16 protein-coding genes and 2 pseudogenes are annotated in these 21,436 nt (G+C 70.3%); 9 read left to right on the top strand and 9 right to left on the bottom strand.

The window, feature by feature from the left end; translation table 11 throughout:
- Positions 1 to 35 precede the first annotated feature (35 nt).
- On the bottom strand, positions 36 to 173 hold the full coding sequence (locus ASC56_RS41035; RefSeq protein ID WP_199835821.1) for a hypothetical protein: 138 nt from the start codon (positions 171 to 173) through the stop codon (positions 36 to 38).
- Positions 174 to 491: 318 nt separating this feature from the next.
- Positions 492 to 4,481, bottom strand: coding sequence for a Pls/PosA family non-ribosomal peptide synthetase (locus tag ASC56_RS00365; RefSeq protein ID WP_234376789.1), 3,990 nt, complete (start codon positions 4,479 to 4,481; stop codon positions 492 to 494).
- Between the two features lie 722 nt (positions 4,482 to 5,203).
- On the opposite strand from ASC56_RS00365, the gene ASC56_RS00360 reads away from it, so the two are divergent.
- A complete protein-coding gene (locus ASC56_RS00360; RefSeq protein WP_234376788.1) occupies positions 5,204 to 6,733 on the top strand; it encodes a vanadium-dependent haloperoxidase in 1,530 nt (509 codons plus the stop codon).
- A 50-nt stretch (positions 6,734 to 6,783) separates the two neighbouring features.
- Here the strand turns inward: ASC56_RS00360 and ASC56_RS00355 are convergent, their stop codons facing one another.
- Entirely contained in the window at positions 6,784 to 8,016 is a 1,233-nt protein-coding gene (locus tag ASC56_RS00355) for an FAD-dependent oxidoreductase (RefSeq protein WP_055489083.1), read from the bottom strand.
- 208 nt (positions 8,017 to 8,224) lie between these two features.
- Here ASC56_RS00355 and ASC56_RS00350 point away from each other — a divergent pair, with 208 nt between their 5' ends.
- The 3 genes from ASC56_RS00350 to ASC56_RS00340 all read left to right on the top strand — a co-directional run bounded on the left by ASC56_RS00350 (position 8,225) and on the right by ASC56_RS00340 (position 10,676).
- Positions 8,225 to 9,196, top strand: coding sequence for an RNA polymerase sigma factor (locus ASC56_RS00350; protein ID WP_055489082.1), 972 nt, complete (start codon positions 8,225 to 8,227; stop codon positions 9,194 to 9,196).
- 117 nt (positions 9,197 to 9,313) lie between these two features.
- A complete protein-coding gene (locus ASC56_RS00345; RefSeq protein WP_055489081.1) occupies positions 9,314 to 9,670 on the top strand; it encodes a hypothetical protein in 357 nt (118 codons plus the stop codon).
- A 37-nt stretch (positions 9,671 to 9,707) separates the two neighbouring features.
- Positions 9,708 to 10,676 (top strand): LacI family DNA-binding transcriptional regulator, encoded by a 969-nt coding sequence (locus tag ASC56_RS00340; RefSeq protein ID WP_234376787.1) that lies wholly within the window; start codon positions 9,708 to 9,710, stop codon positions 10,674 to 10,676.
- Positions 10,677 to 10,743: 67 nt separating this feature from the next.
- On the opposite strand, the gene ASC56_RS00335 is transcribed toward ASC56_RS00340, so the two are convergent.
- The 6 genes from ASC56_RS00335 to ASC56_RS00310 all read right to left on the bottom strand — a co-directional run bounded on the left by ASC56_RS00335 (position 10,744) and on the right by ASC56_RS00310 (position 16,061).
- Positions 10,744 to 11,316 carry an SRPBCC family protein gene (locus ASC56_RS00335; protein WP_055489079.1) on the bottom strand — a complete coding sequence of 191 codons (573 nt, stop codon included), beginning with the start codon at positions 11,314 to 11,316 and terminating at the stop codon, positions 10,744 to 10,746.
- Between the two features lie 85 nt (positions 11,317 to 11,401).
- A complete protein-coding gene (locus tag ASC56_RS00330) occupies positions 11,402 to 12,781 on the bottom strand; it encodes a carotenoid oxygenase family protein (RefSeq protein WP_055489078.1) in 1,380 nt (459 codons plus the stop codon).
- 40 nt (positions 12,782 to 12,821) lie between these two features.
- Positions 12,822 to 13,265, bottom strand: coding sequence for an SRPBCC family protein (locus ASC56_RS00325; protein WP_055489077.1), 444 nt, complete (start codon positions 13,263 to 13,265; stop codon positions 12,822 to 12,824).
- Positions 13,266 to 13,354: 89 nt separating this feature from the next.
- Positions 13,355 to 14,812: an MFS transporter gene (locus ASC56_RS00320; protein WP_055489076.1), complete on the bottom strand. Its 1,458-nt coding sequence runs from the start codon at positions 14,810 to 14,812 to the stop codon at positions 13,355 to 13,357.
- Positions 14,813 to 14,927: 115 nt separating this feature from the next.
- On the bottom strand, positions 14,928 to 15,494 hold the full coding sequence (locus ASC56_RS00315; protein WP_055489075.1) for a TetR/AcrR family transcriptional regulator: 567 nt from the start codon (positions 15,492 to 15,494) through the stop codon (positions 14,928 to 14,930).
- Positions 15,495 to 15,692: 198 nt separating this feature from the next.
- Positions 15,693 to 16,061 carry a hypothetical protein gene (locus tag ASC56_RS00310; protein WP_234376825.1) on the bottom strand — a complete coding sequence of 123 codons (369 nt, stop codon included), beginning with the start codon at positions 16,059 to 16,061 and terminating at the stop codon, positions 15,693 to 15,695.
- 307 nt (positions 16,062 to 16,368) lie between these two features.
- Between ASC56_RS00310 and ASC56_RS41505 the strand changes: the two are divergent.
- The 5 genes and pseudogenes from ASC56_RS41505 to ASC56_RS39350 form a co-directional block, all read left to right on the top strand.
- Positions 16,369 to 16,518 (top strand): annotated as a pseudogene (locus tag ASC56_RS41505) (IS701 family transposase); the annotation flags it as partial.
- Between the two features lie 912 nt (positions 16,519 to 17,430).
- A complete protein-coding gene (locus ASC56_RS00300) occupies positions 17,431 to 19,038 on the top strand; it encodes a hypothetical protein (protein ID WP_063784898.1) in 1,608 nt (535 codons plus the stop codon).
- 314 nt (positions 19,039 to 19,352) lie between these two features.
- A complete protein-coding gene (locus ASC56_RS00295) occupies positions 19,353 to 19,628 on the top strand; it encodes a hypothetical protein (RefSeq protein ID WP_055489072.1) in 276 nt (91 codons plus the stop codon).
- A 303-nt stretch (positions 19,629 to 19,931) separates the two neighbouring features.
- The gene (locus ASC56_RS00290) at positions 19,932 to 21,017 is read left to right on the top strand and encodes a sulfite oxidase (protein WP_055489071.1); all 1,086 of its coding nucleotides are present in this window, start codon (positions 19,932 to 19,934) and stop codon (positions 21,015 to 21,017) included.
- Positions 21,018 to 21,352, top strand: a pseudogene (locus tag ASC56_RS39350) (ISAs1 family transposase); the annotation flags it as partial. It lies immediately after the preceding gene.
- Positions 21,353 to 21,436 lie beyond the last annotated feature (84 nt).

Here is a 21,436-nt window from a genome sequence, read left to right as displayed (position 1 = left end):
GCGGATCCGGTGGCGAAGACCACAGGCCGTCCGGCCTACTCGGAACCCTCGTCCCGGACCTGGAAGACCTTGCTCCAGCTGGCCCCACAGCGGCAGGAGGAGTACTCCACGAGCTCGCCGCTTTCGCTGACGCCCAGACCCCGGGTGATGCGAACGTGTACATGCTCCGGCACGGCAGACCTCCTTCCCACGCGCCCGCCGACCACCGGCGGACTGAAAGGAACATCCTGCGCAGAAGAGACAAAACCCGCATAGGAGCCATGTCACATTCCGAGGTCGGAACCGAGAACGCGAGATTCCCACGCCGGGCAGTACCGGAGTCGCCGAACCCTTGCGGGCGATGCGGGGTGGCGGCGGCCGCTGCCGCCGACCGGCGCCGGGTTGCCCGGGGCCGCTCCCGCCGACCGGCGCCGGGCTGCCCGGGGCCGCTCCCGCCGACCGGCGCCGGGCTGCCCGGGGCCGCTCCCGCCGACCGGCGCCGGGCTGCCCGGTCAGCCTTCCGCGGGCAGCCCGCGCCAGCTCGTCCCCGGCGTCAGGTGTTCGCCCTTCATCACCAGGGACAGAGCCCCGAGCCGGACGCCCTCACCCACCACCGCGTCGTACAGCACGACCGCGCGAGTGCCGATGCTCGCACCGGTCCGGACGGTCACCTTCGACATCTTCATGACGCGATCTTCAAACAGGTGTGTCTGCAACGAGACGTTCATGCCGACAGCGGCGTCGTCGCCCACCTCCACCAGGTCGAACTCGGTGAGGAAGGTGGTGCCGATCCAGGTGCGTCGGCCGATGCGGGCGCCGAACAGACGCAGCACCCGTGGCAGGAACGGCGTTCCCACCAGTGCACCCACCCCGACGGGGACCGCGGCGGCCTCGAAGAGGCCGGTGACGAACTCCGTACGGCGGACGAACAGGCTCCACAGTGGCTCGACGCGCGGCCGGTACGTCCCGATGAGGAGCCGCTTGACCACCACGCAGTACGCGATGACTGCGAGGGCCGCGCCCATGGCCAGGAAGGGCGACACGAGCACCGGCACCAGCAGCCCCATACGGGAGGTGAGGCCGGACAGCGCCAGCAGGTACAGGTAGGCGCTGGTTGCCAGGAGCGAGGCGGGCATGGTGGCGCGGAAGAACTCGATGCCCAGGCGGCCGAGGATCGCCTTGCGGGCCGGGCGGTACGTCAGTTGCTCCGGGAACGGCCCGCTGCTCTGGCGCACCGGCAGCCGCAGCGCGGGGGAGCCGAGCCACGTGGTGCCATCGGGTACGCGGCCGGGCGGCGGGACCGTGCCAACGCCGATGAGTGAGCCCGCCCCGAGTTCAGATCCGGCCGGTACGAGGGCCGCGTTGCCGACGAACGCACGGCTGCCGACCCGGGTGACCCCGAATGCCACGCGGTCGGCCGCAAAGGCGGCGGCGCCGATGCTTGCCATGTCCGCGACGAAACTGTCCTCTGTGAGGGTGAGCAGGTCCGGGTCGATGTACGCGGCGGTGGACACCTCGGTGCCCCGGCCCACGCGCGCGCCGAGCAGCCTCAGCCACGGCACGGTGTAGAGGGTGGCGTAGAGGGAGTTGGTGAACGTGAGGCTGTACTCCAGCAGCTTGTCCGCCACCCATTTGCGCACGCCGAGTGAGGAGCGCGTCGGATGGATGCCGACGGGCAGCCTGGGCAGGACCACGCGTTTGCCGAGGGCGACCACGAAGCACACGGTGCCCACGAACACCGGGCCGGACAGGGCGGTGGCGACCAGCCCCGCCCCCGTGCCCCAGCGCAGCCAGGCCCACCAGAACAGCGCGACGCTCGGCAGGACCATGACCGGCACGGCCAGTTCCAGGAATGCCAGACCGAGCAGCGCGGCGGCCACGTGCCGCGGCCGCCATCCGTCCGCGTCGCCGCGCCGGTGCAGCATGGTCTCGACGGCCGGGGCGAGGGCCTTCACCGGGCGCGCAGGCGATCCGGCTCGGCGTGCTCCGGCGGGGACTTCCTCGCCCTGGCCGATGACGGACTGCTCACCGAGCCCGGAGCGGTGGCCCATGCACGCCCCGGGTTCGAGAACCGCGTTGGCACCGACGTACGCCCGCTTGCCGATCGTGATCGGGGCCACGGTGACCCATCCGTCCGCGACCTCCCAGGCGCGCAGGGAGACCCCGTAGCCGACCGCGGCGTCGCTTCCGATGCTCAGCAGGGTCGGCAGGCTGACCATGCCGGTCGCGATCGTGGTGCGGGCTCCGACGTGGGCTCCGAGCAGCCGCAGGTAGGGGGCCATCATGGGGGAGCCGGCGAGCACCCGAAGGGGGCTGATGACAGTCAGCAGCAGGTTCAACGCCCACAGGCGCAGGTAGGTCGCTCGCCACAGCGGGTAGCGTCCCGCACCGATGCCCGCCGCCAGCGGGCGCGAGAGGGCAACGGGGACCATCCAGCGAACGGCGGCGTATCCGGCCAGCACGGCGATCGTCGGCTGCACGATCTGCCAGCCCGAGACACTGCCGTGATGTGCGGCGTACGACACGGCCGCCGGCAACGTGAGCAGGAACACCAGGACGTAGAGCGCCCCGGCCTGGGCCAGCCCGGCGAGCGCGACCCGGCCGCGGCCGTGGCGGATCGGTTCCGGGCGGGGCGGGCCGACTGTGCGGCTGGTGGCCGAGGTGCGCAGCCGCGCCGCGAACGCGCGCACGGTCGGATGTCCGTAGAGGTCGCGCAGAGTGGGGCCGGCTTCGCCGTCCCGGCCGCGCAGCAGCGACACGGCCCGAGCCGCGAGCAGGGAGTGGCCGCCTAGGTCGGTGAAGAAGTCCGCATCGGCCGACAACTCGGCCGGGGCCATGCCGAGCACCTGTGCCCAGACGTCCCGCACCCGTGTCTCCAGCTCGCCGCGGACGGGCACCACCCTGCCGGCGGCCGCGAGCCGGCGGCCGGTCGGGGCGGGCAGCCGCGTGCGGTCGACCTTGCCGCTCGGCATGGCCGGAAGGCGGTCGAGGACGTCCACGAACGACGGCACCATGTAGGAGGGCAGAGCGCGGCACAGGCGCTCGTGCAGGCGGGCGACGAGGGCGTCGTAGGTGACATCCGAGTCCGGGGTGCCCGCGGCAGGAACGACGTAGGCGGCGAGGACCTTGCCCTTCTCGGTCTCCTCCTGCCCGGGCGGATTCGGGCCCTCCGGGGGCCGCGGGTCCCCCTTCGTCCCCGGCGCCTCGACGAGCGCGGTGACCGCTTCGGCCACGCCGGGGTCCTCCAGCAGCACGTTGTCGATCTCACCGAGCGCGACCCGGTATCCGCGGATCTTCACCTCGGCGTCGGCGCGGCCCAGGTACTCGATCTCCCCGTCGCCGGTCATCCGGCCGAGGTCTCCGGTGCGGTAGAGCCGGCCGCCTCGGGGCGCCAGCGGGTGCTCGATGAAGCGCTCGGCGGTCAGATCCGGTCGGCGCACGTAACCGCGGGCGAGGCCGGGGCCGCCCAGGCAGATCTCGCCGACCGCGCCGTCGGGCACGGGCCGGCGCTGTTCGTCGAGCAGCACCACCGAGTACGTCGGCAAGGGCCGCCCGATCGTCACGGGCCGGCCGGGAAGCAGTTCCTGCCATGTCGCCGTGACGGTCGCCTCGGTCGGTCCGTACGTGTTGAGGATGCGGCGTCCCGGCCTGCTCCACCGCTCGACGAGCCGCCCCGGGCACGCCTCGCCGCCCACGACGATGCTGCGGATCCGCGGCAGTTCCCGCGGGATCGTCGCCAACAGCGTCGGTACGCAGTACAGCACCGTGACGTCGCGCTGCTCCAGGAAGTCGGCGAGTTCGTCGCCGAGCCGCCCGGGACCGGTCGGTCCGGCGACGAGCGTGGCGCCTGCCGCCCATGTCGGCCAGATCTCCTCGATGGAGAAGTCGAACGAGACGGTCATGCCCTGGTACACCCGGTCGTGGGGTCGTACGTCGTAGACGGGGGCTACGACACGGAGGAAGTTGCAGATGCTCGACTGGGCGATCTCCACGCCCTTGGGCCTGCCACTGGATCCGGAGGTGTACATGATGTACGCGACGGGGTCGTCCTCGCCGTGACCGGCGGCGGACGGGCGTGACCTGGGCAGGGAGCTGAGTTCACCGGCGTACGAGTCGGTCTCGATCACCCGACCCGCCCAGGGCGCCTCCGCCTGGGTCGCTGCGGGCGAGAGGGCGGACGTGGTCAGGAGTACGGCGACAGCGGCATCGCTCAGGATGAAGGCGATCCGGTCCGGCGGTGAGGCGGGGTCGATCGGTACGAACGCCGCCCCGGCCTTGCAGACGCCCAGCAGGGACGCGTACAGGCCCACGGATCGCGGCAGCATGATCGCTACGCGTGCGCCCGGGCCGATGCCCAGACGGCGCAGGAGGTGGGCGACCTGGTTGGCGCGTGCGTCGAGGCCGGCGTATGTCAGGCGCCGCTGCCCGCATTCGAGCGCCACGGCCGACGGCTTGCGGTCACAGGAGGCTTCGAAGAAGAGATGCAGGCCGGTGCATGCCACAGTCGGAGCGACGGTTGGGGCTGGGGTACTGGAGGGCATCGGACTCCCTCTTCCTACCCGGTGCGAAGGGTTGCTCGTCACCGGTACTACCCCCAGCCTGTCCGACGCCCGCTGAGAGGATGCTGAGGGAACAGAGGAAGCGAGGCACCGGTCCCAGCTGATCGAACTGCTCGGTGCACGGTGACGTAACCCGCGCGAGATCCGACTTCCTCGGCTGCCCGGCCGTAGTGCCAGGCGGGACTGCCCCTGCCTTCTGCGGCGGCCCGTACGTCGGGACCGGCAGCAGCAGATGCGGCTTGTCCGCCGGCGGTGTCGTGGTGATCGGGACCGCGCCGGGGCTGCTGTCGTTCGGCGGCGGACGTGTCCGGGCTCAGGATGCGTGCCGCGGACGCCGCGGCCCGGGCTTCGCGGGTGCGCCGACCTTGAGCGCTGACAGCCTCCGGCTACACACTCACCGGCCAGCCGATGGCTTACCCGTTGAGGGCGAGGTTTGCACCGTTTGCAGGTTGCTGGGGTACGGCGCGGAATCCCTCGTTCACGCATGGTCACGTCGTCGAACGCACCGATGGGGCTCCGGAATCACTCACACGAGTGAAGCCCCGTCATGTCTGGGCGGTCACGGCTCTGTTGGCTACCGAACGTCAGCGGATGAACATGTGCGCATGGATCCGGCATGGATATAAGACACGCGGAATATCCGCATTGTTGATGTTTGTGTCTGTATGACTGACATCATGCCACCGCTGGTGATCACCGACGAGGAGAGGAATGTCGTGGCCCTCGAGCCCAAATATGGCCGGCGGTCGGCCGCGAAGTCCGTGCCCGCACCCTTGAAGCCCCGTGCCGGCAGGCGCCTGGGACAGCTGGGGGCCGCCGTTGTGGCCGGCACCCTGCTCACCGGGCTGAGTCCGGGGGCGGCCGGTGCGCAGCCGGCCGCTGCCGCGGCGCCGAACCACAGTGATGATCCGACGCAGTACTGGAACAAGGTCCTGCTCCAGACCTTCCGTGATGCGCGGGGGATGAACGCCGCGCCCGGCAAGCTCACCAGGGCCGCCGCGATGACCTACGCGGCGATCTACAACGCCGAGAGCGCCTATCAGTACACGTACGGAACCATGAAGTACCAGCCGTACCTCAACCGGCCGCTGAAGTATGCCGCCCGGCCGCCGCGGCGGCGTCCGGACGAGGAGGAGCGGGTGATCGACCGCACCGCGTACCGGATCATCTCGCAGCTGTTCCCAGGCGATCGTGCCTACATCGACGCCCAGTTCATCGCCCGGACGGGCTACGCCCCCAACTCCTACGACATCCTCGACCACCTGGTGGTCGACCCGGTGGTGAGGCAGATCAACGACGCCCGATGGGGCGACGGTTCGGACAACACACAGGTCTACAGCGGCGACACCACCACGCCTGGCGCCTGGCGGCCGACCGGCGGCGCCTGCCGGCAGCCGAGCGACGCGGTGACCCCGAACTGGGGCCTGGTGAAGCCGTTCGTACTTCGCTCGGGCTCGCAGTTCCGGCCCGCCACGATGGCCACCTTCGCTTCCTACGCCGATCTGCTGGCCAGCCCGGCTTACGCGGGCCAGGTCGAGGAGGTTCGACGGCTCGGCGCCGTCAACTCCACCGAGCGCACCGTCGATCAGACCGCCGCCGCCTGGTTCTGGGCCAATGACCTGGACGGCACCTACAAGCCCCCGGGGCAACTGCTCCAGATGACCGGAATCGTCGCCAATGAGCACCGGCTCGACAAGTACCAGACTGCCCGCTTGTACGCGCTGGTGTCGCTGACGATGGCGGATGCCGTGATCGCGGTTTGGGACACCAAGTACGACACACCGATCAAGCTGTGGCGCCCGGTGACCGCGATCCAGGCCATGGGCGGCGCGAACGCGACCTGGCAGCCTCTCAGCGCCGACCGCTCAGGGGCACCGTTCACCCCGTGCTTCCCGGCCTGGAGCTCCGGGCACGCCGGCCTCGCGGGTGCCTGGGCAGGCGCCATGAAGCGCTTCTTCGGCCGTGACGACGTCTCGTTCTCCGCGCGCTCCGAGGACCCGCACACACACATGGCGTACCGCTCGTTCACCAGCTTCAGCCAGGCCGCCCGGGAGGACGCGATGAGCCGGATCTGGCTGGGTGTCCACTATCGATGGGACGTCACCGACGGGCTGGCGATCGGTGACCACGTCGCCGACTACCTGTTCGCCAACACGATGCTGCCGACGCGGCCGGGCCGTCCGCCGCGACGGTGAACCGGCACCGCACCCCCGAGATCGGTCCCGGTTCCGGCGTGCGCACCAACTCACCGCACCGACGCGGCGGGCGGGCGTTCGCGCATGGCGCCGTAGCCGATGAAGTACGCCGGCACGCGCTTGAGCCACGGCGCAGTGGCGAGCAGTTGACTCATCCGCTGCGCCCGTCTGGGGTGGCCGAAGGGCGGGTGTCCCGCGAGGACGGGCGCGATGATCCGTGCGTGAGCAAGCCGCTGCAGAGCCTGCGCCGCCGCCGTGGTCGGCCACCGGCGCCGCTGGATGCCGCGTACGTCCCGCAGGCCGACTGCACCCCGGCGCAGCGGTTCCACGAGATGCCGCGCGGCGGCAACTGCGTCTTGGACGGCGAGGTTGATGCCAATGCCGAAGACCGGCGACATCGCGTGGGCCGCGTCGCCGATGCACAGCAGTCCCGGGCGGTGCCAGCGCCGGAGGCGGTCGAGTCGTACGTCGAGCATCTTCACCTCGTCCCACGACCGCAGCTCATGCGCCCGGTCCGCGAGCCAGGGCACGGCAGTGGAGAATTCGGCCATGAACCGCTCGAGACCGGCGGCGCGGCGCTCGGCGTCGGTCCCCTTGGGGATCAGTGCGGCGCACTGCCAGTACTCCCCACGGTCGATCATGGCGGTGAGGAACCGGTCGCCGACGCCTCCCACGAGCCCGTGCGGGTCGCCTTCCCGCCGCGGCAGCCGGAACCACCAGGCGTCCATGGGGCAGGTGAACTGCCGCAGCCGTAGTTCGGGCAGCGACCGGGCCAGCGAGCCCCGGCCGTCGCAGGCCACCGTCAGGGTTGCCCGCAGTTCGCCAGTACGGCCGCCGCACGTGCGGTATCGCACCCCGGCCACCCGCCCGCGCTCCACCAGAAAGGACGTCGCCTCGGTACTCATCCGCACGGAGAAGGAAGGCTCCTTTCGTGCCTCATCGGCGAGGAGGTCGAGCAGGTCCCACTGCGGCACCATCGCCACGTAGTTGTACGGGCCCGAAAGCGTGCTGATGTCCGAGACGGTGATCAGCGAACCGTCCGCGCCGATCGGCAACTGGACCGTGGTCACCCGACGTTGCGGCAGACGGGCGAAGCGCTCGGCCAGACCGAGGTCGTCCAGCAGCGCCAAGGTCGACGGATGCACTGTGTCGCCGCGGAAGTCGCGAAGGAAGTCGCCGTGCCTCTCCAGGACCGTGACGGCCACGCCGGCCCGGGCCAGCAGCAGACCGAGGACCATTCCGGCGGGGCCGCCGCCGACCACACAGCACGTTGTCCGCTCCATCGCAGCCCTTCCCTTCGAATGGCATCCGCTCCGCGCTCCGATGCGACGTAGCCCCTCTCCCTACTTGACCAGCTCCGCCGGGCAGAACAGTACGCCGCAAACCAGCCGGCCGCGTCCGAACGCGTCGTCATGAGAAGCGAACCCGCACCACCGCGATCGGATCGTCAGCCCGCTACTGTGGTGCGAACAGGGGTGCGGAAGGTTTGATATGGCCGAATATGCGGGAGCGGACGCGGCTGCCGAGGACGCGATGCTCACGCGGGCCGCCCAAGCCGGTGACGTCGCCGCCTTGGGACTGCTGCTGGAGCAGCATCGGGCGGGCATGCGTGCCGTCGCCGTGAGCATTCTGGGCCCCGGCCCGGACGCGGATGACGTGCTGCAGGACACGGCGCTCGTCGCCTTGGCCCGGATCACGGACGTACGGGATCCGCATGCGGTCGGCGCATGGTTGCGGATGATCGTGCGCAACAGGTGCCGGATCCTGCTGCGTGAGTCCCGGCATGTCGAGCCGCTTGCCGCACTGCCGCTGCCGGACGCGGACGCCGACCCGGAGCAGTTGCTGGAGCGTCACGCGATGCGGGACTGGGTGTGGGAGGCCGTCGAGGAGCTTCCGACCACGCTGCGGTTGCCGCTGGTGCTGCGCCACTTCACCGAGGGCGTCACCGCGTATGCGCGTATCGCCGAGGTGTGCGGGGTGCCGGTGGGAACGGTCCGCAGCCGTTTGAGCCAGGCGCGGGCCAAGCTCGCCGGCGCCTTGGCCGCGACGGCGGACGCAGCGCACAGCGATGCCCGGGTGCGCACCGCGGCGAGCTGGGGCGAGGCCCGCGACACGCTGGCCGCCGCCGAGGCCGGGCGCTTCGGCGAGGTTCTGACGCAGCGCTGGTCTCCTGAGATCGCCTTGATGAACGGCGGCGCGCGGATGGGGGGCGGCGCTCTGCTTGGGCGCGCCATGGACGGCGATCTGGCGGCCGGGGTGCGACAGCGGCCGGCGAATGTCGTCGCCGGGCGGTCGCTGGCCGTGTGGGAGATGGACATCATCAACCCCGCGGACGCCCCGGACCACTGCCCGCCCGCCGTGGCATGGATCATGACTCTCAGCGGCGGCCGGGTGGCTCAACTGCGCCTGTTCCATCCCGTCCCGCTGAAGAGTTCCTCCGTGCCGGAGCTTCCGGCCACCTGACCCAGCCGCTCCCCCCTCCGCGTGGTGTGACCCACATCACGCATGCTGGATCGAACTTCTGCTCCTGCTGCGCGTCTTGTCGGTGTCATCGACCCACCTTCAAGATCGGGAGCATTGATGGTCCCACCCGTCAGCGGGCGGCTGGCCGAAGGAGTCCACACCCTCGGGGTGGGGGGCACCGTCGTGCGGTATCACGTCCACGGCACCGGACCGGTGTGCGTGGCGCACCTCGGCGGACCCGGCATCGCGTGGGAGTACCTGCGCGCACCGGCGCTGGAGAGGTTCCTGACCATGGTGTACGTGGAGCCGGCCGGCACCGGCGGCTCGGGCCGGCTCGCCAACCATCCCCACGGATACACCAGGGCCCGCTACAGCCGGCATCTATCGGGCTTGTTTCGTCAGGGTGTCAAGGGTGTCGTACGGGGAGCTCTGCCGCGGGGAGGCACAGGTGGATCACGTCGGTTCCGCGCGTGACCGGAACGGCACGCAGAAACGCCCGAGGTTGGAGGACGTGGCCGCACGGGTGGGCCTGTCCACGGCCTCGGTGTCCCTGGTGCTGCGCGGCGTGCCCGGCCCGAGCGAACGGACCCGGCAGCGTGTCCTGAAGGCGGCCGCCGACCTCGGCTACCAGGTGGACCGCACCGCCAGCACGCTGGCCAGCAGGCGCAGCCGGTTGCTCGGCGTCATGGTCGACATCCACAGCCCCTTCCACGCCGAACTGGTCGAGCACCTGCACACCGCGGCCGAGGAGGTCGGTTACGACCTCGTCCTGAGCACCCTCACCCGCACCCGCGACGAACACACCGCGGTGGAGACCCTCCTGGCCTTCCGCAGCGAGGCGCTGATCCTGCTCGGCCCGACCGCGCCCGCGAACGCGCTCGCCGCCCTCGACAACAAGGCGCCCGTCATCACCGTCGGCCGCCGGATCGCGGACGCCCCGCTGGACGTCGTACGCACCGCGGACGACGACGGTGTGGGTCAGATCGTCGACCACCTGGTCGAACTCGGCCATCGCGAGATCGTCTACGTGGACGGCGGCAAGGGTGCCATCGCCACCGACCGGCGCCGCGGCTACCGCACCGCCATGCGTCGCCACGGCCTGGACGACCACGTCCGGGTCCTCACCGGTGACCACACCGAAGCGGCCGGTGAACGCGCCGCCCGTCATCTCCTCGACGGTCCCCAACTGCCCACCGCGGTCGTCGCGTTCAACGACCAGTGCGCCATCGGCGTCTTGACCGCCCTCGCCCGCGCCGGTGTCGCCGTCCCGGGCGAGGTGTCCGTGGCCGGCTACGACGACGACACGCTCTCCAGGCTGAGCTGCTTCAACCTGACCACCGTCAGCCAGAGCGCCCGGGAACAGGCCCGGCACGCGGTGACCGCCGCCGTCGAACGCCTCGACCAAGACCGCACCGAACCCCGCGAGGTCGTCCTCACCCCGCACCTCGTCGTGCGCGGCACCACGGCCGAACCTGCCTGACTTCGGGTTGCATGACCTGCCCGAGGGCCCGGACCTGACAAGAGGTCCGGGCCCTCGGCTTGGGGGGTTACTTGGCGGCTTGGCCCTCGGCCTGGTGCTTGAGGTTGTTGACCCAGTTGTGGAGGGAGTTGTCGAGGGCGGTCTGCAGGGCGGCCTGGTTGGCGACGACCGGGGCTCCGGTCCAGGACTCCTCGGTGTGGACGAGGACGCCGTCGCGGGTAGGGGTGAAGGTCCACACGTGGATGGCGGTGATGCCCTGGGCGGGGCCGCCCCAGGCCAGTCGCTTGCCGTAGTCGACCTGCTTGACGGTGGAGGTGATGTTCAGGCCCTCGGTGGTCCAGCGGAACACGGAGCCGGGGCGGAGGCGTCCGGGGGTGTCCTTGACGACCGTCTCGACGTTGGGCTGCCAGGTGGGCCACTTCTCGACGTCGGTCTGGATCTTCCAGATGGTCTGCAGGGGGGCGTGGATGAGGAGGTTCTCGCGGGTGATGACCGGCGCGGTCTCGTCGATCTGCACGTCAGCGTGGACGGTGCCTGCGGTGGCGGGCTTGTCGTCGGTGAGGGCGTAGGCCGTGCCGGAGACGGCGACGAGGAGCGCGGTGGTGGTGGCGGCGAACTTCGCCACGGTCAACGTACGCATGATGCTTGGCCTTTCAGGGAGCAGGTGGTTCGGTACGGGGCCGGCCGGGCCGGGGGAGCGAAGTCCCCCGGCCCGGCCGGCGGGTTCAGCTGTTGGAAGCGTCGGATTCGGTGTCGGCATCGGTGTCGGGGATCCAGGAGCCGTGGATGCCGCCGGTGACCCGGCGCGGGAGGTGGACGGTGGCGATCCGGTCGAGGCCGGAGGCGTCCAGGACCAGGAGCTGTGAGGCGTCCTGCTTGAGGTCCGAGACGACGGTGAGCAGGTAGCCGTCGTCCTCGCGGGTGGCGCCGGCGGCGGGGACGAACACGGCCTCGCTGGGCAGGCGGGCGTCGCCGGCCTGGTGGATGCGGCGGGCGCCGGTGGTGCGGTCGTACTTGACGATGCCGTAGCCGCCGTAGCCGTCCTGGTCGGGGAAGGAGACCGCGTACTGGTAGCGGTTCTCGGCGCCGAGGAAGTCCTCGTTGAGCGTGGGGAACTCAACCGCCAGGTCGTCGATGATCTGCTCGTCGACGCTGCCGGCGGCCAGGTCGATCACCCAACGGCGGTTGTAGGACCGGGTGTTGGGCTCGGTGCCGCGGCCGGGGGCGCCGACCCACCAGTTCCAGGAGAGCTGGAAGCCCTCCTTGTCCACGGTCGGGCCCTCCAGCACGATGCGGCCCGCAGCATCCTCGTAGGCGTTGCCGGCATGCAGCATGTTGCCCGGCTCGATGGAGAACCAGCGGATCTTCTCCGCACCCTGAGGGCCGCGGGGCATGACGCCGATCCGGGCCGGCTGTGCGTCGTTCCAGCCGTAGGGGATGCCGGAGTGCTCGTTGGGGTCGAAGGTGACCGTGCCCTCGACGAAGACGACGTGGTGGCGGGTGACGGCGAAGTCGTGCTTGAGGGAAGCGGTGGCCCCCGGCACCTCGAAAGCGTGCGTGACCTGACCCTTGGCGTCGGCCACGTAGTACATCAGGTAGGGCGGGAACGGTGAGGAGCCGAAGAAGTGCAGCTCCCCGGTGACCGGGTCGGTCTTGGGGTGCGCGGTCATCGCGCTGCGCAGCTTGCCGTCGAAGTCGTAGGCGCCGACGGTGTCCAGGTCCCGGGTGAGCTCGAAGGGGAAGTTCGCCTCGCACAGGGCGAGCAGGCGTCCGGCGTGCTCGATGACGTGGGTGCCGGCCGTGCTGGCGGTCAGGTCCGGACCGTGCTCGGTCATGTAGGGGGCGCCGTCCAGGGCGGGGGTGCGCACCCAGCGGTTGCGGTACCACTCCGCGCGGCCCTCGCGCAGGCGGATGCCGTGGACCATGCCGCTGCCCTTGAACCAGTGGGTGGGGGTGATGCCGGGCTTGGGGTTGTGGCTGTTGCGGATCAGCCGGCCGGTCAGCTCCGGCGGCAGGGTGCCCTCGACGGCCAGGTCGGTGGCGGTGATCTCGTCGACGGCGGGGGTGTAATGGCCGATCAGGTAGGGCTTCTCGGTGCTGGTCATGGCAGAACCTCGTTTCCGTGAAGAGTGAGTGGTGAGGGGGTCAGGCGGTCTGCTCGGCGCGGGACTTGAGGGCGGCGAGCCAGGCGGTCAGGGAGGCGTTCAGGGCCTGGCCGAGTTCGTCGGCGGCGGCATCGACGGGGGCGCCGCTCCAGGACTCCTCGGTGTGGACGGTGACCTTGCCGTCCGTGGTGCGGGCGAAGGTCCAGACGTGGACGCCCTCGATGCCGTTGGCCGGGCCACCCCACACGATCCGCTCGCCGGGGACGACCTCGCGGACGGTGGAGGTGATGTCCAGGCCGTGGGTCTTCCAGTGGAAGGAGTTGCCGGGCAGCAGCGGGCCGTCGAGCTTGGCCTGGTCGACGTCGGCGTTCCAGTCGGCCCAGGAGTCGACGTCGGCGTGCAGGGCCCAGACGGTCTCCAGCGGGGCGTCGATCACGGTCGACAGGCGGACGATGACGGGGGCGGTCTCGTCGATGGTGAACATGGCAGGGGTTCCTTTCGGGTCGGTTGTGCGCGTTGTGGTTGGTGCGTTGCGGGTCAGTGGGTGTGTGGGTTCGTGGGTTGGCGGCTGGGTCAGTGGCTGCGGCCGGCGGGAGCCGGGGCCGGGTCGTGGGCCGGGGCGGTGGCGGTGCGTGCGGTGCCGCGCCGGGTGAGGAGGGCGGCGAGCAGGGCGGCTGCGGTCAGGACCGCGGCGGAGATACCGAACGCGGTGCGGTAGCCGGCCATCAGAGCCTCCAGGTGGGCCTGGTGGGCGGCCGCGTGGGAGGTGGCTGAGCCGGCGAGGGTGGCCAGCACCGCCAGGCCGATCGCGCCGCCGACCTGGCGGGTGGTATTGACCAGTCCGCCGGCCAGTCCGGCGTCCTGCTTGGCGACGCCCTCGACGGACAGGGCGGTCAGCTGGACGAAGGCGACGCTCAGGCCCAGGCCGATCAGGACGCTGGGGCCGAGGATGTCGGCCAGGTAGCTGCCGTGGGCGCCGATCTGTGCCAGCCAGAGCAGTCCTGCGGCCTCGGTCAGCAGCGCGCCGGTCACCGTAGCGGTCGCTCCGACGCGGCGGGAGACGCGCGGGGCGAGGGTGGAGCCGAGCATGTTGGCTGCGGCCAGGGGGAGTTGGCCCAGTCCGGTCACCAGCGGGCTGGAGCCGAGGACCTGCTGCTGGTAGAGGGGCAGGAAGAAGAAGAGGGCGATCCACACCGAGCCCAGCAGCGCCATCAGCACGTTTCCGGCGGTGACGCGGCCGGTGCGGAACAGGCGGGGTGGTAGCAGCGCGTTCGGGTGACGGCGCTCGATCAGGGCGAAGCCGGCGAGCAGCACAGCGGCCAGGGCGAAGGACCCCAGGACCGTGCCGCCCGTCCAGCCGGAGCGGCGCGCGGTGGTGAGTCCCCACACCAGGGCGGTCAGGGCGAGCGTGACAGTGGCGGTGCCGAGCAGGTCGAACCGGCCGCTGTCGGCGACCTGCGCCCGTGGCACGCTGGCGGCAGCGGCGGCCAGGACCAGGAACGCGCCGACCGCGACGGCGTAGAAGATCCACGACCAGCCCCACGCCTGGGTGAGGACGCCGCCGAGGAGGACGCCGGCCGCTCCCCCCGCGCCGGAGACCGCACCCCAGATGCCCAGCGCCTTGCCCCGGCCGGGGCCGGGCGGGAACAGGTCCATCACCAGGGCCAGGGCGGCGGGGGCGACGGCCGCGGCGCCCAGGCCCTGCGCGGCGCGGGCGGCGATCAGTACGCCCGAAGTGGTGGCCAGGCCCGCCACCAGCGAGGAGGTGCCGAACACCGCCAGGCCCGCGAGCAGGACCCTACGGCGGCCCAGCAGGTCCGCAGCCCTCCCGCCGGCCAGCAGCAGGGCGCCGAACGCCAAGCCGTAGGCGTTGACCACCCAGGCGGTGCCGCCGTCCGACAGGCCGACACCGGAGCGGATCTGCGGCAGAGCCACGTTGACGATCGACGTGGCGAGCATGACGGTGAACTGCGCCCCGGCCAGCGCCGCGAGCGCGGCTCCGGGGCTGCGGGTGGTGTCGGTGGTCCTCACAGCACTCTCCTTGTGTGGTCAATTCCCTGTGTGGTCAACCACTCACATTGATTCGGTAAGAAGGGCGGGGCTGTGCGCCCCGCCGACAGGCCCGGCCGTGCGACCGCGCAGGGCGTCAGTAGTGCCTGATGCCCGCGGACAGCGTTCGGGTCCAACGGGCGTCCACCTCGTCGGCGCCCATGGAGACGATGAGATGGCACAGCATGCCGAGCGCGAAGAATTCCTGGATCTGCTGCTCACTGCCGCCGGAGGCGCCGCGCGCGTACTCCACCAGCCGGGCGTAGCCCTGGCGGACCGCTTCGCGCACGGCCGGCTCCGAGACGGCCGCCGCCTGGGCGTGCAGCTGGATCAGCATCAGGTCGTTGTCGCTGATCAGTCGCGCGTAGGCGTCTCCCATGGCCTTCAGCACCACCTCGGCGGAGCTGCCCTTCGCCTCGGCCGCGGCCCGCTCCAGGCTGGCCCGCACCTGCACGAAGCAGTGCTCGACCACCGCGGTGAACAGCGACTCCTTGCTCGGGAACAGTCGGTAGACGTACGCCTGGGAGATCCCGGCCGCCTTCGCCACCTCGGTCGTGGTGGTACCCCAGTAGCCACGCGCCGCGAAGGCGCCGATCGCGGTGCGCAGCACCGTCTCGCGGCGCTCCTCGGCGGTGGACAACTGGCGAGGTCGTTCGTTCCTCATGTGAGTACTCAACCACTCACACTTTGGGGTGTCAACACCTCCGCGCCGGGGTTCTGCCCCGAAGGGCCACCACGCAGCACCGCCACCACCCCCGGCCGCACCGATCCGCCTCCACTGTCGCGGCCATGGCCCGGCCCTCACCGGCTCTCCCCAGAAGACAACCCAGAGGCAGCCCCAGACTTCTTGAGGGGCAAGTAGCTAGGCGTCGAGGTAGTGGTAATCCCCATCCGGGAGGCCGATCACCAGGCCGCCGTTGTGGACCCTCCACTCGCTCATGCCGTCGACGTCGTGGCTGACCAGAAACAGCCCCCGAGGCCTCTCGTCGTACTCGTCATCCTGGTAGGAGGCCGGGATCTGGGCGATCTGACGCAGCCTCTCCTCGAACCAGCCGGGGGACACCGCGCGAATGTTGCCCCCGTAGAAGGCCCACCTGACGTAGTTGTACTGCCGAGGGGGGAAGGCCCAGCCCCCGCTGTAGGTGCGCTCCGGATCGTCTGCTTCCACGATCTCCTTGATCTGGGCCAGCTGTCCGTCGTCACACTGCAGCCAGCCCCTGACCGAGACCATGATTCCCACGGTGGTTGCTCCTCATTCGTGTGGCGCGTTGCCCTGACGCACGGTTCCTATGCGCTTGCACGCTAGGGGTGACCTGCGCGGTCGCGCAAAGAGATTGACAGGTGATCAGCCGCCTCGAGCGAGTGCGCGCCATCCCATCAGGTCGGCCCTCACGATTTTGCGCGGGCCCGGGTGAGTATGAGAACGGCCGACGCGTGATCATCAGGGGTTGTGTGGACTCCTGAAGATCGTGCGATGGCCGCGGGCCACGGCATAGACGCGGCCCGCTGGCGGGCGATGTTCGACCAGGCCGTGGGCCCGCATCGCGGGCCGGTTTCGCCGAGTGGAACCGCGGGCGACGGCACGGGCGTTCATCCTCGGACTGCTGTCCGGCGTCGAGCGCAAGAACTGCTGGCAGCTGGCCGAGGAGGCTGGCCGTGCCCGCCCCGGCGCGATGCAGAGGCTGCTGCGAAGCGCACACGGACTGAACTGTCTGGCGTTCTGGACCGGCCCGCCGGGCAGGTCATCCGCCGCTACGCCGGCTGGCCGGCAGCAGGCGGAGGGATACTCCACCGTGGCGCGGGCGGGTTGTTGAAGCGACGGCCATGAGCGCAGTGTCCCGACGGCGTTCAGCGGCGCGGGTCACATCGCCGGGCGGCCAGGCACGCCTGCGGGGACCGGCCATGTCACGGACGTCGCGCGGATGGCTCGGGCCCGTGGTCGGCCAAGAGAGAGCAAATCGGAGACGAGGGACTGCTCGGGAGTCAATCCGGTGCGGGATCCGGTCTTGAATTACGTCTTCTTGACGGAGCGTTTCCTCCAATTTTCCATCGGCCCCGGAGTAATGCTGCGCGCGAGGGGTCCAAGGCGGCGAGGTGACCTGCCGCCGCCCTCCGACTGGCCGGTCGAATAACGCGGCGTCCTCTGCTGTCATCGCATTGACCAGCGGAAACGTGCATGCCCACGGGTCGGCGGCACTGCACGGGCGGGCCGCGGCCATCTTTCTGTGAAAAGACAACGAGTTGCATTGACCTGAACGCGTCATGTCTGGTTTGCTTCTCCGCGTCTGACGGAGCATCACCCGTTGCAACCAGGCAAGAACGCAGTACGAATCCTTCTCGCTGCCTCTTCATCCGTCCTAGCAGGACGAGAGTTCCACGCGGACTGCAACGCCGTACGTGAGTTCCCCAGCTGCCGAGCACACTGCCCGCGCAGTCACCCGGTGCCGCTCAGTCCTCTCGTCCTGCCCCGCGACGGAACCGGCCTCAACGTCGACGACCGGGGCTGGCGTACCGCGTGATGCCCTTCGTCGACGTCCCACGCAGCTCACCTCCGCCGGACCGACGGCGAAGGTCTGTACGCAGAAAGGATCCCATCACCCATGGGCCATCCCCACATCCGCGGCGCAGCCCGAACGACCCTGACCGGTCTCGCGTCGCTGTCCCTTCTCACCGGCGTGGCACTCGCCTCCATACCCCAGGCGGCAGCCGCCCCCCAATCCGCAGCTCAGACGGCGAGATCCAACCCCTACAGCCCGACCTACCAGCACCCCTACCGGCACGGAGCCGTACCGACCATCCAGCGGAACGCCAAGATGAAGTCCTGGGCGGCCGCGCATCCGGCCGCGACTGCTGCGACCGGACCGCAGACGCTGTCCTACGGCGGCGGCATCGACGGCATCGGCGTTCAGAGCGGCCACTCCAAGGTCTACCTGGTCTTCTACGGCTCCCAGTGGGGCACACAGAGCACCAACAGCAGCGGCGACGCCACGTTCTCCGGTGACCCGAACGGCGCGGCTCCGGTCGCCCAGGAGATGTTCAAGGACATCGGCACCGGCAACGAGCTGTGGTCCGCTGATCTCACCCAGTGGTGTGACGGACCGAACGTGCCGACAGGCGCGACCAGTTGCCCGTCCAACGCCAACTTCATCCCGTACCAGAGCGGCGGCGTGCTGTCCGGCGTGTGGTACGACAACTCGACCGCGTCGCCGAGCGCCGCGACCGGGCACCAGCTGGGCACCGAGGCCGTCAAGGCGGCCGGCCACTTCGGCAACACCACCGCCGCCTCCAACCGCGACGCGTACTACGTCATCCTCTCGCCGCACAACACCAACCCCGACGGCTACCAGGGCAGTTACTGCGCCTGGCACGACTACAACGGCGACAGCACGTTGACCGGCGGCCCGGTGTCCTCCCCCTACGGCGACATCGCGTTCAGCAACCAGCCGTACAACATGGACTCAGGTGCCGGCTGCGGCGTCGGCTTCGTCAACTCCCCGGGGACGCTGGACGGGTGGACCATGACACTCGGCCACGAGTGGCAGGAGACGATGTCGGACCAGAACCCGGCCGGCGGCTGGACCAACCACACCGGCAGCTCCTACAACGGCCAGGAGAACTCCGACGAGTGCGCCTGGATCTCACCTGGAAGCACCGGCGGGGCAGCCAACATCACGATGGGCACCGGCACCTTCGCCGAGCAGGCGAGCTGGTCGAACGACACCAACTCCTGCGCCATCTCGCACCCGATCGTCGGCGGCGGCAGCGGTGGCGGCGGCACCCTCACCAACGGCACCTTCGAGACCGGCAATCTGTCCGGCTGGACCACCAGCGGCAGCACCTCCGCCACCACCTCGGCGGCGCACAGCGGCAGCTACGGCGCGCTGGTCGGCTCGACCAGCCCGACCAACACCTCCTCGCTCTCCCAGACCTTCACCGCGCCATCCGGCACCAGCAAGGTCTCCTTCTGGTACAACGTCACCTGCCCGGACACAGTGAGCTACGACTGGGCGACAGCCACACTCAAGGACAACACGTCCGGCACCACCACGACGCTGCTCGGCAAGACCTGCACCAAGGGCGCGGGCTGGAAGCAGGTCTCCGGCACTGTGACCTCGGGCCACAGCTACACACTCACCCTCACCAACCAGGACGACAACTACGCAGGTGACCCGACCTACACCTACTACGACGACGTGACCGTCTCCTGACCTGTCACGCCGCACGTGGGGGGCGGGCCTCCGGCCCGCCCCCCACCGCCCACGATTCCATTCGGGCGGAATTCACAGGAGCGCCCATGCCCCACTCGACAGTCCGCCATCGCCCCTCCCGGCGCGCATTGCGCACGGGGCTCGCGGCCGTAACCGCGGCAGCCGCGACTTGTGTTCTGGGCGGCTGCTCAACCGGCCCGGCCGGACCGCAGCCTTCTCCACCGCCGTCAAATTCTCGTGCGACCTCTGCTCCGACGGGACGCGCCTCCGGGCCGGTTGTCCTCGACGAACAGGCCCGGGGAACCACTGTCCGGGTGGCCACCGGCACGCTCATCGTGGTGCGCCTGCACAGCACCTACTGGTCAACTCCCGCCGGATCAAACCCGCACGTGCTCGCCCCCTCCGGCGGCGGAACCACCTCCACCGGCACCTGTCCGCCCGGCGGCGGCTGCGGTGTCTCCTCCGCGCAGTTCACCGCCCACCGGCCCGGAACCGCGCACGTCACGGCTCAACGCAACTCGTGCGGAGAGGCGATGCGCTGCTCGCCGAGCCAGGGACGCTACGAGGTCACCGTGATGGTCACGAAGTAACGCCTCCCTGCCCTTCTAGACCTGCATGCGGACGAGGACACCATCCGGATGGACACGGTGCAGGACCCGGACGTGACCACCGGCAAGCGGTCTGCGGCTGCGCAAAGGGCGCTGTGAGCCTGCCCAGCCTGTCGGCGTCTGGAGCGCTGGGGCCGGCAGCTGTACTGATCGGTTCACGTGGTTGCCCGCTGAGGCCGTTCGGCCGGGGCAATGTCGGCCCGTTCCAAAGGCGGTTCCTCCGAAATTGCTTGGCTGCCCGGCATCCAAGGTGTCGCTTTGGGGAAGTTTGAACATAATGCGCATATGAGCCTATGGGGTAAACGAGACGATATGGTGATACATAAAGTGACGCCGTATAATGCCGAACCACCACCTGATGCGCTCCTAGATCAAATCACTCCCCTAGAGAGCTTCTACGGCCGCAATCACGGGCCTATCCCCCAAATGGACGCGGCGAGCTGGCGGCTGCGGGTGGAGGGCCTGGTCGACCGCCCGCTGGAGCTGTCAATGGAGGAACTGCAGCGCCGCTTCCCCGAGCGGAACGTGGTGGCGACACTGCAGTGCGCGGGCAACCGCCGCGCCGATCTCATGGAGTTCCGCGACATACCGGGCCAGGAGCCCTGGGGCCCCGGAGCCACCTCCACGGCCCGCTGGAGTGGTGTGCGCCTAGCAGATGTGCTGGCCGAGGCCGGACTGCAGGCGGAAGCGGCCCACATCGCCTTCACCGGCACCGACGTGTCGCAGGAGGCCAACCCGCCACAGCCCTTCGGCGCCTCCATCCCAGCGGCGAAAGCCACCTCCAGCGAGGTGATCTTGGCCTGGGCGATGAACGATCAGGCCCTCCCCACCGCGCACGGCGCCCCACTGCGCGTGGTCGTCCCGGGCTGGATCGGCGCCCGCAGCGTCAAATGGCTCCAGCGCATCACCGCCCAGGCCGAACCGACCGACAACTACTTCCAGACCGGCTACAGCGTCCTGCCCCCCGAAGCCGACCCCCACAAGGCCAAGCCGGGAGACGGCATCACGCTTGGCCCGATCGCTCTCCATTGCGCCATCCTGCGGCCCGACAAAGGCGCCCAGCTACCTTCCGGGCCGACCGAAGTCACCGGCTTCGCATTCGCTGGGGATGACCGCACCGTCGCCCGGGTGGACGTATCCTCCGACGGCGGCAGCACCTGGACCCACGCCGACCTGGACGCACCGGAGAGTCCATGGACGTGGCAGCACTGGCGCGCCACACTCACGCTACTGGCAGGCGAGACGGAGCTCATCGCCCGCGCCTGGGACTCCAATGGAGCCGTACAGCCGGAATCGGCGGCGACGGTCTGGAACCCCCGGGGGTACGCCAACAACTCCTGGGCCCGCCAGTACGTCACATGCCACCCCTGACTGGACGCTCCGGTAGAACGACGCCAGCCAGCGACATTGCGGCCGCGCTGTGTGGAAGCCCTGCGCGAGAGTGCAGAGCGAGATCAAGTCCGCGGCTCAGTCGCTGAGTTCGAGTCGCTCACGCCCGATCCGTTGCTCAGCCAGCGGGGTGCGCCACCGGCTCTCCTCCCTGCCGGCCCTGTCGGTCTGCGCGATGACACCCGCGGGCCACGACTCGATCACGGCGAGAGCGGAGTGGTGCCGGCGTGCGGTACCCGAGGAACTGGCCGCCTTCCGCCTGTCCTGCCACCCGCTCCTGGGCCGCGGTTCCGAGCGAGAAGACCTTGCACAGCGTGCCGCATGCCGGGTTCGGGAGGCGGCTCGGGGAGACCCACCGGTGGCGAGAGTGTCCGGTGCGAAGGCCGCCGTCGGCCGGACCA

The organism is Streptomyces sp. TP-A0356, assembly GCF_001417775.1.
GTDB lineage: Bacteria > Actinomycetota > Actinomycetes > Streptomycetales > Streptomycetaceae > Streptomyces.
Note: the sequence above shows the minus strand (reverse complement) of the source record. Positions and strands in the feature narration are given on the sequence as shown.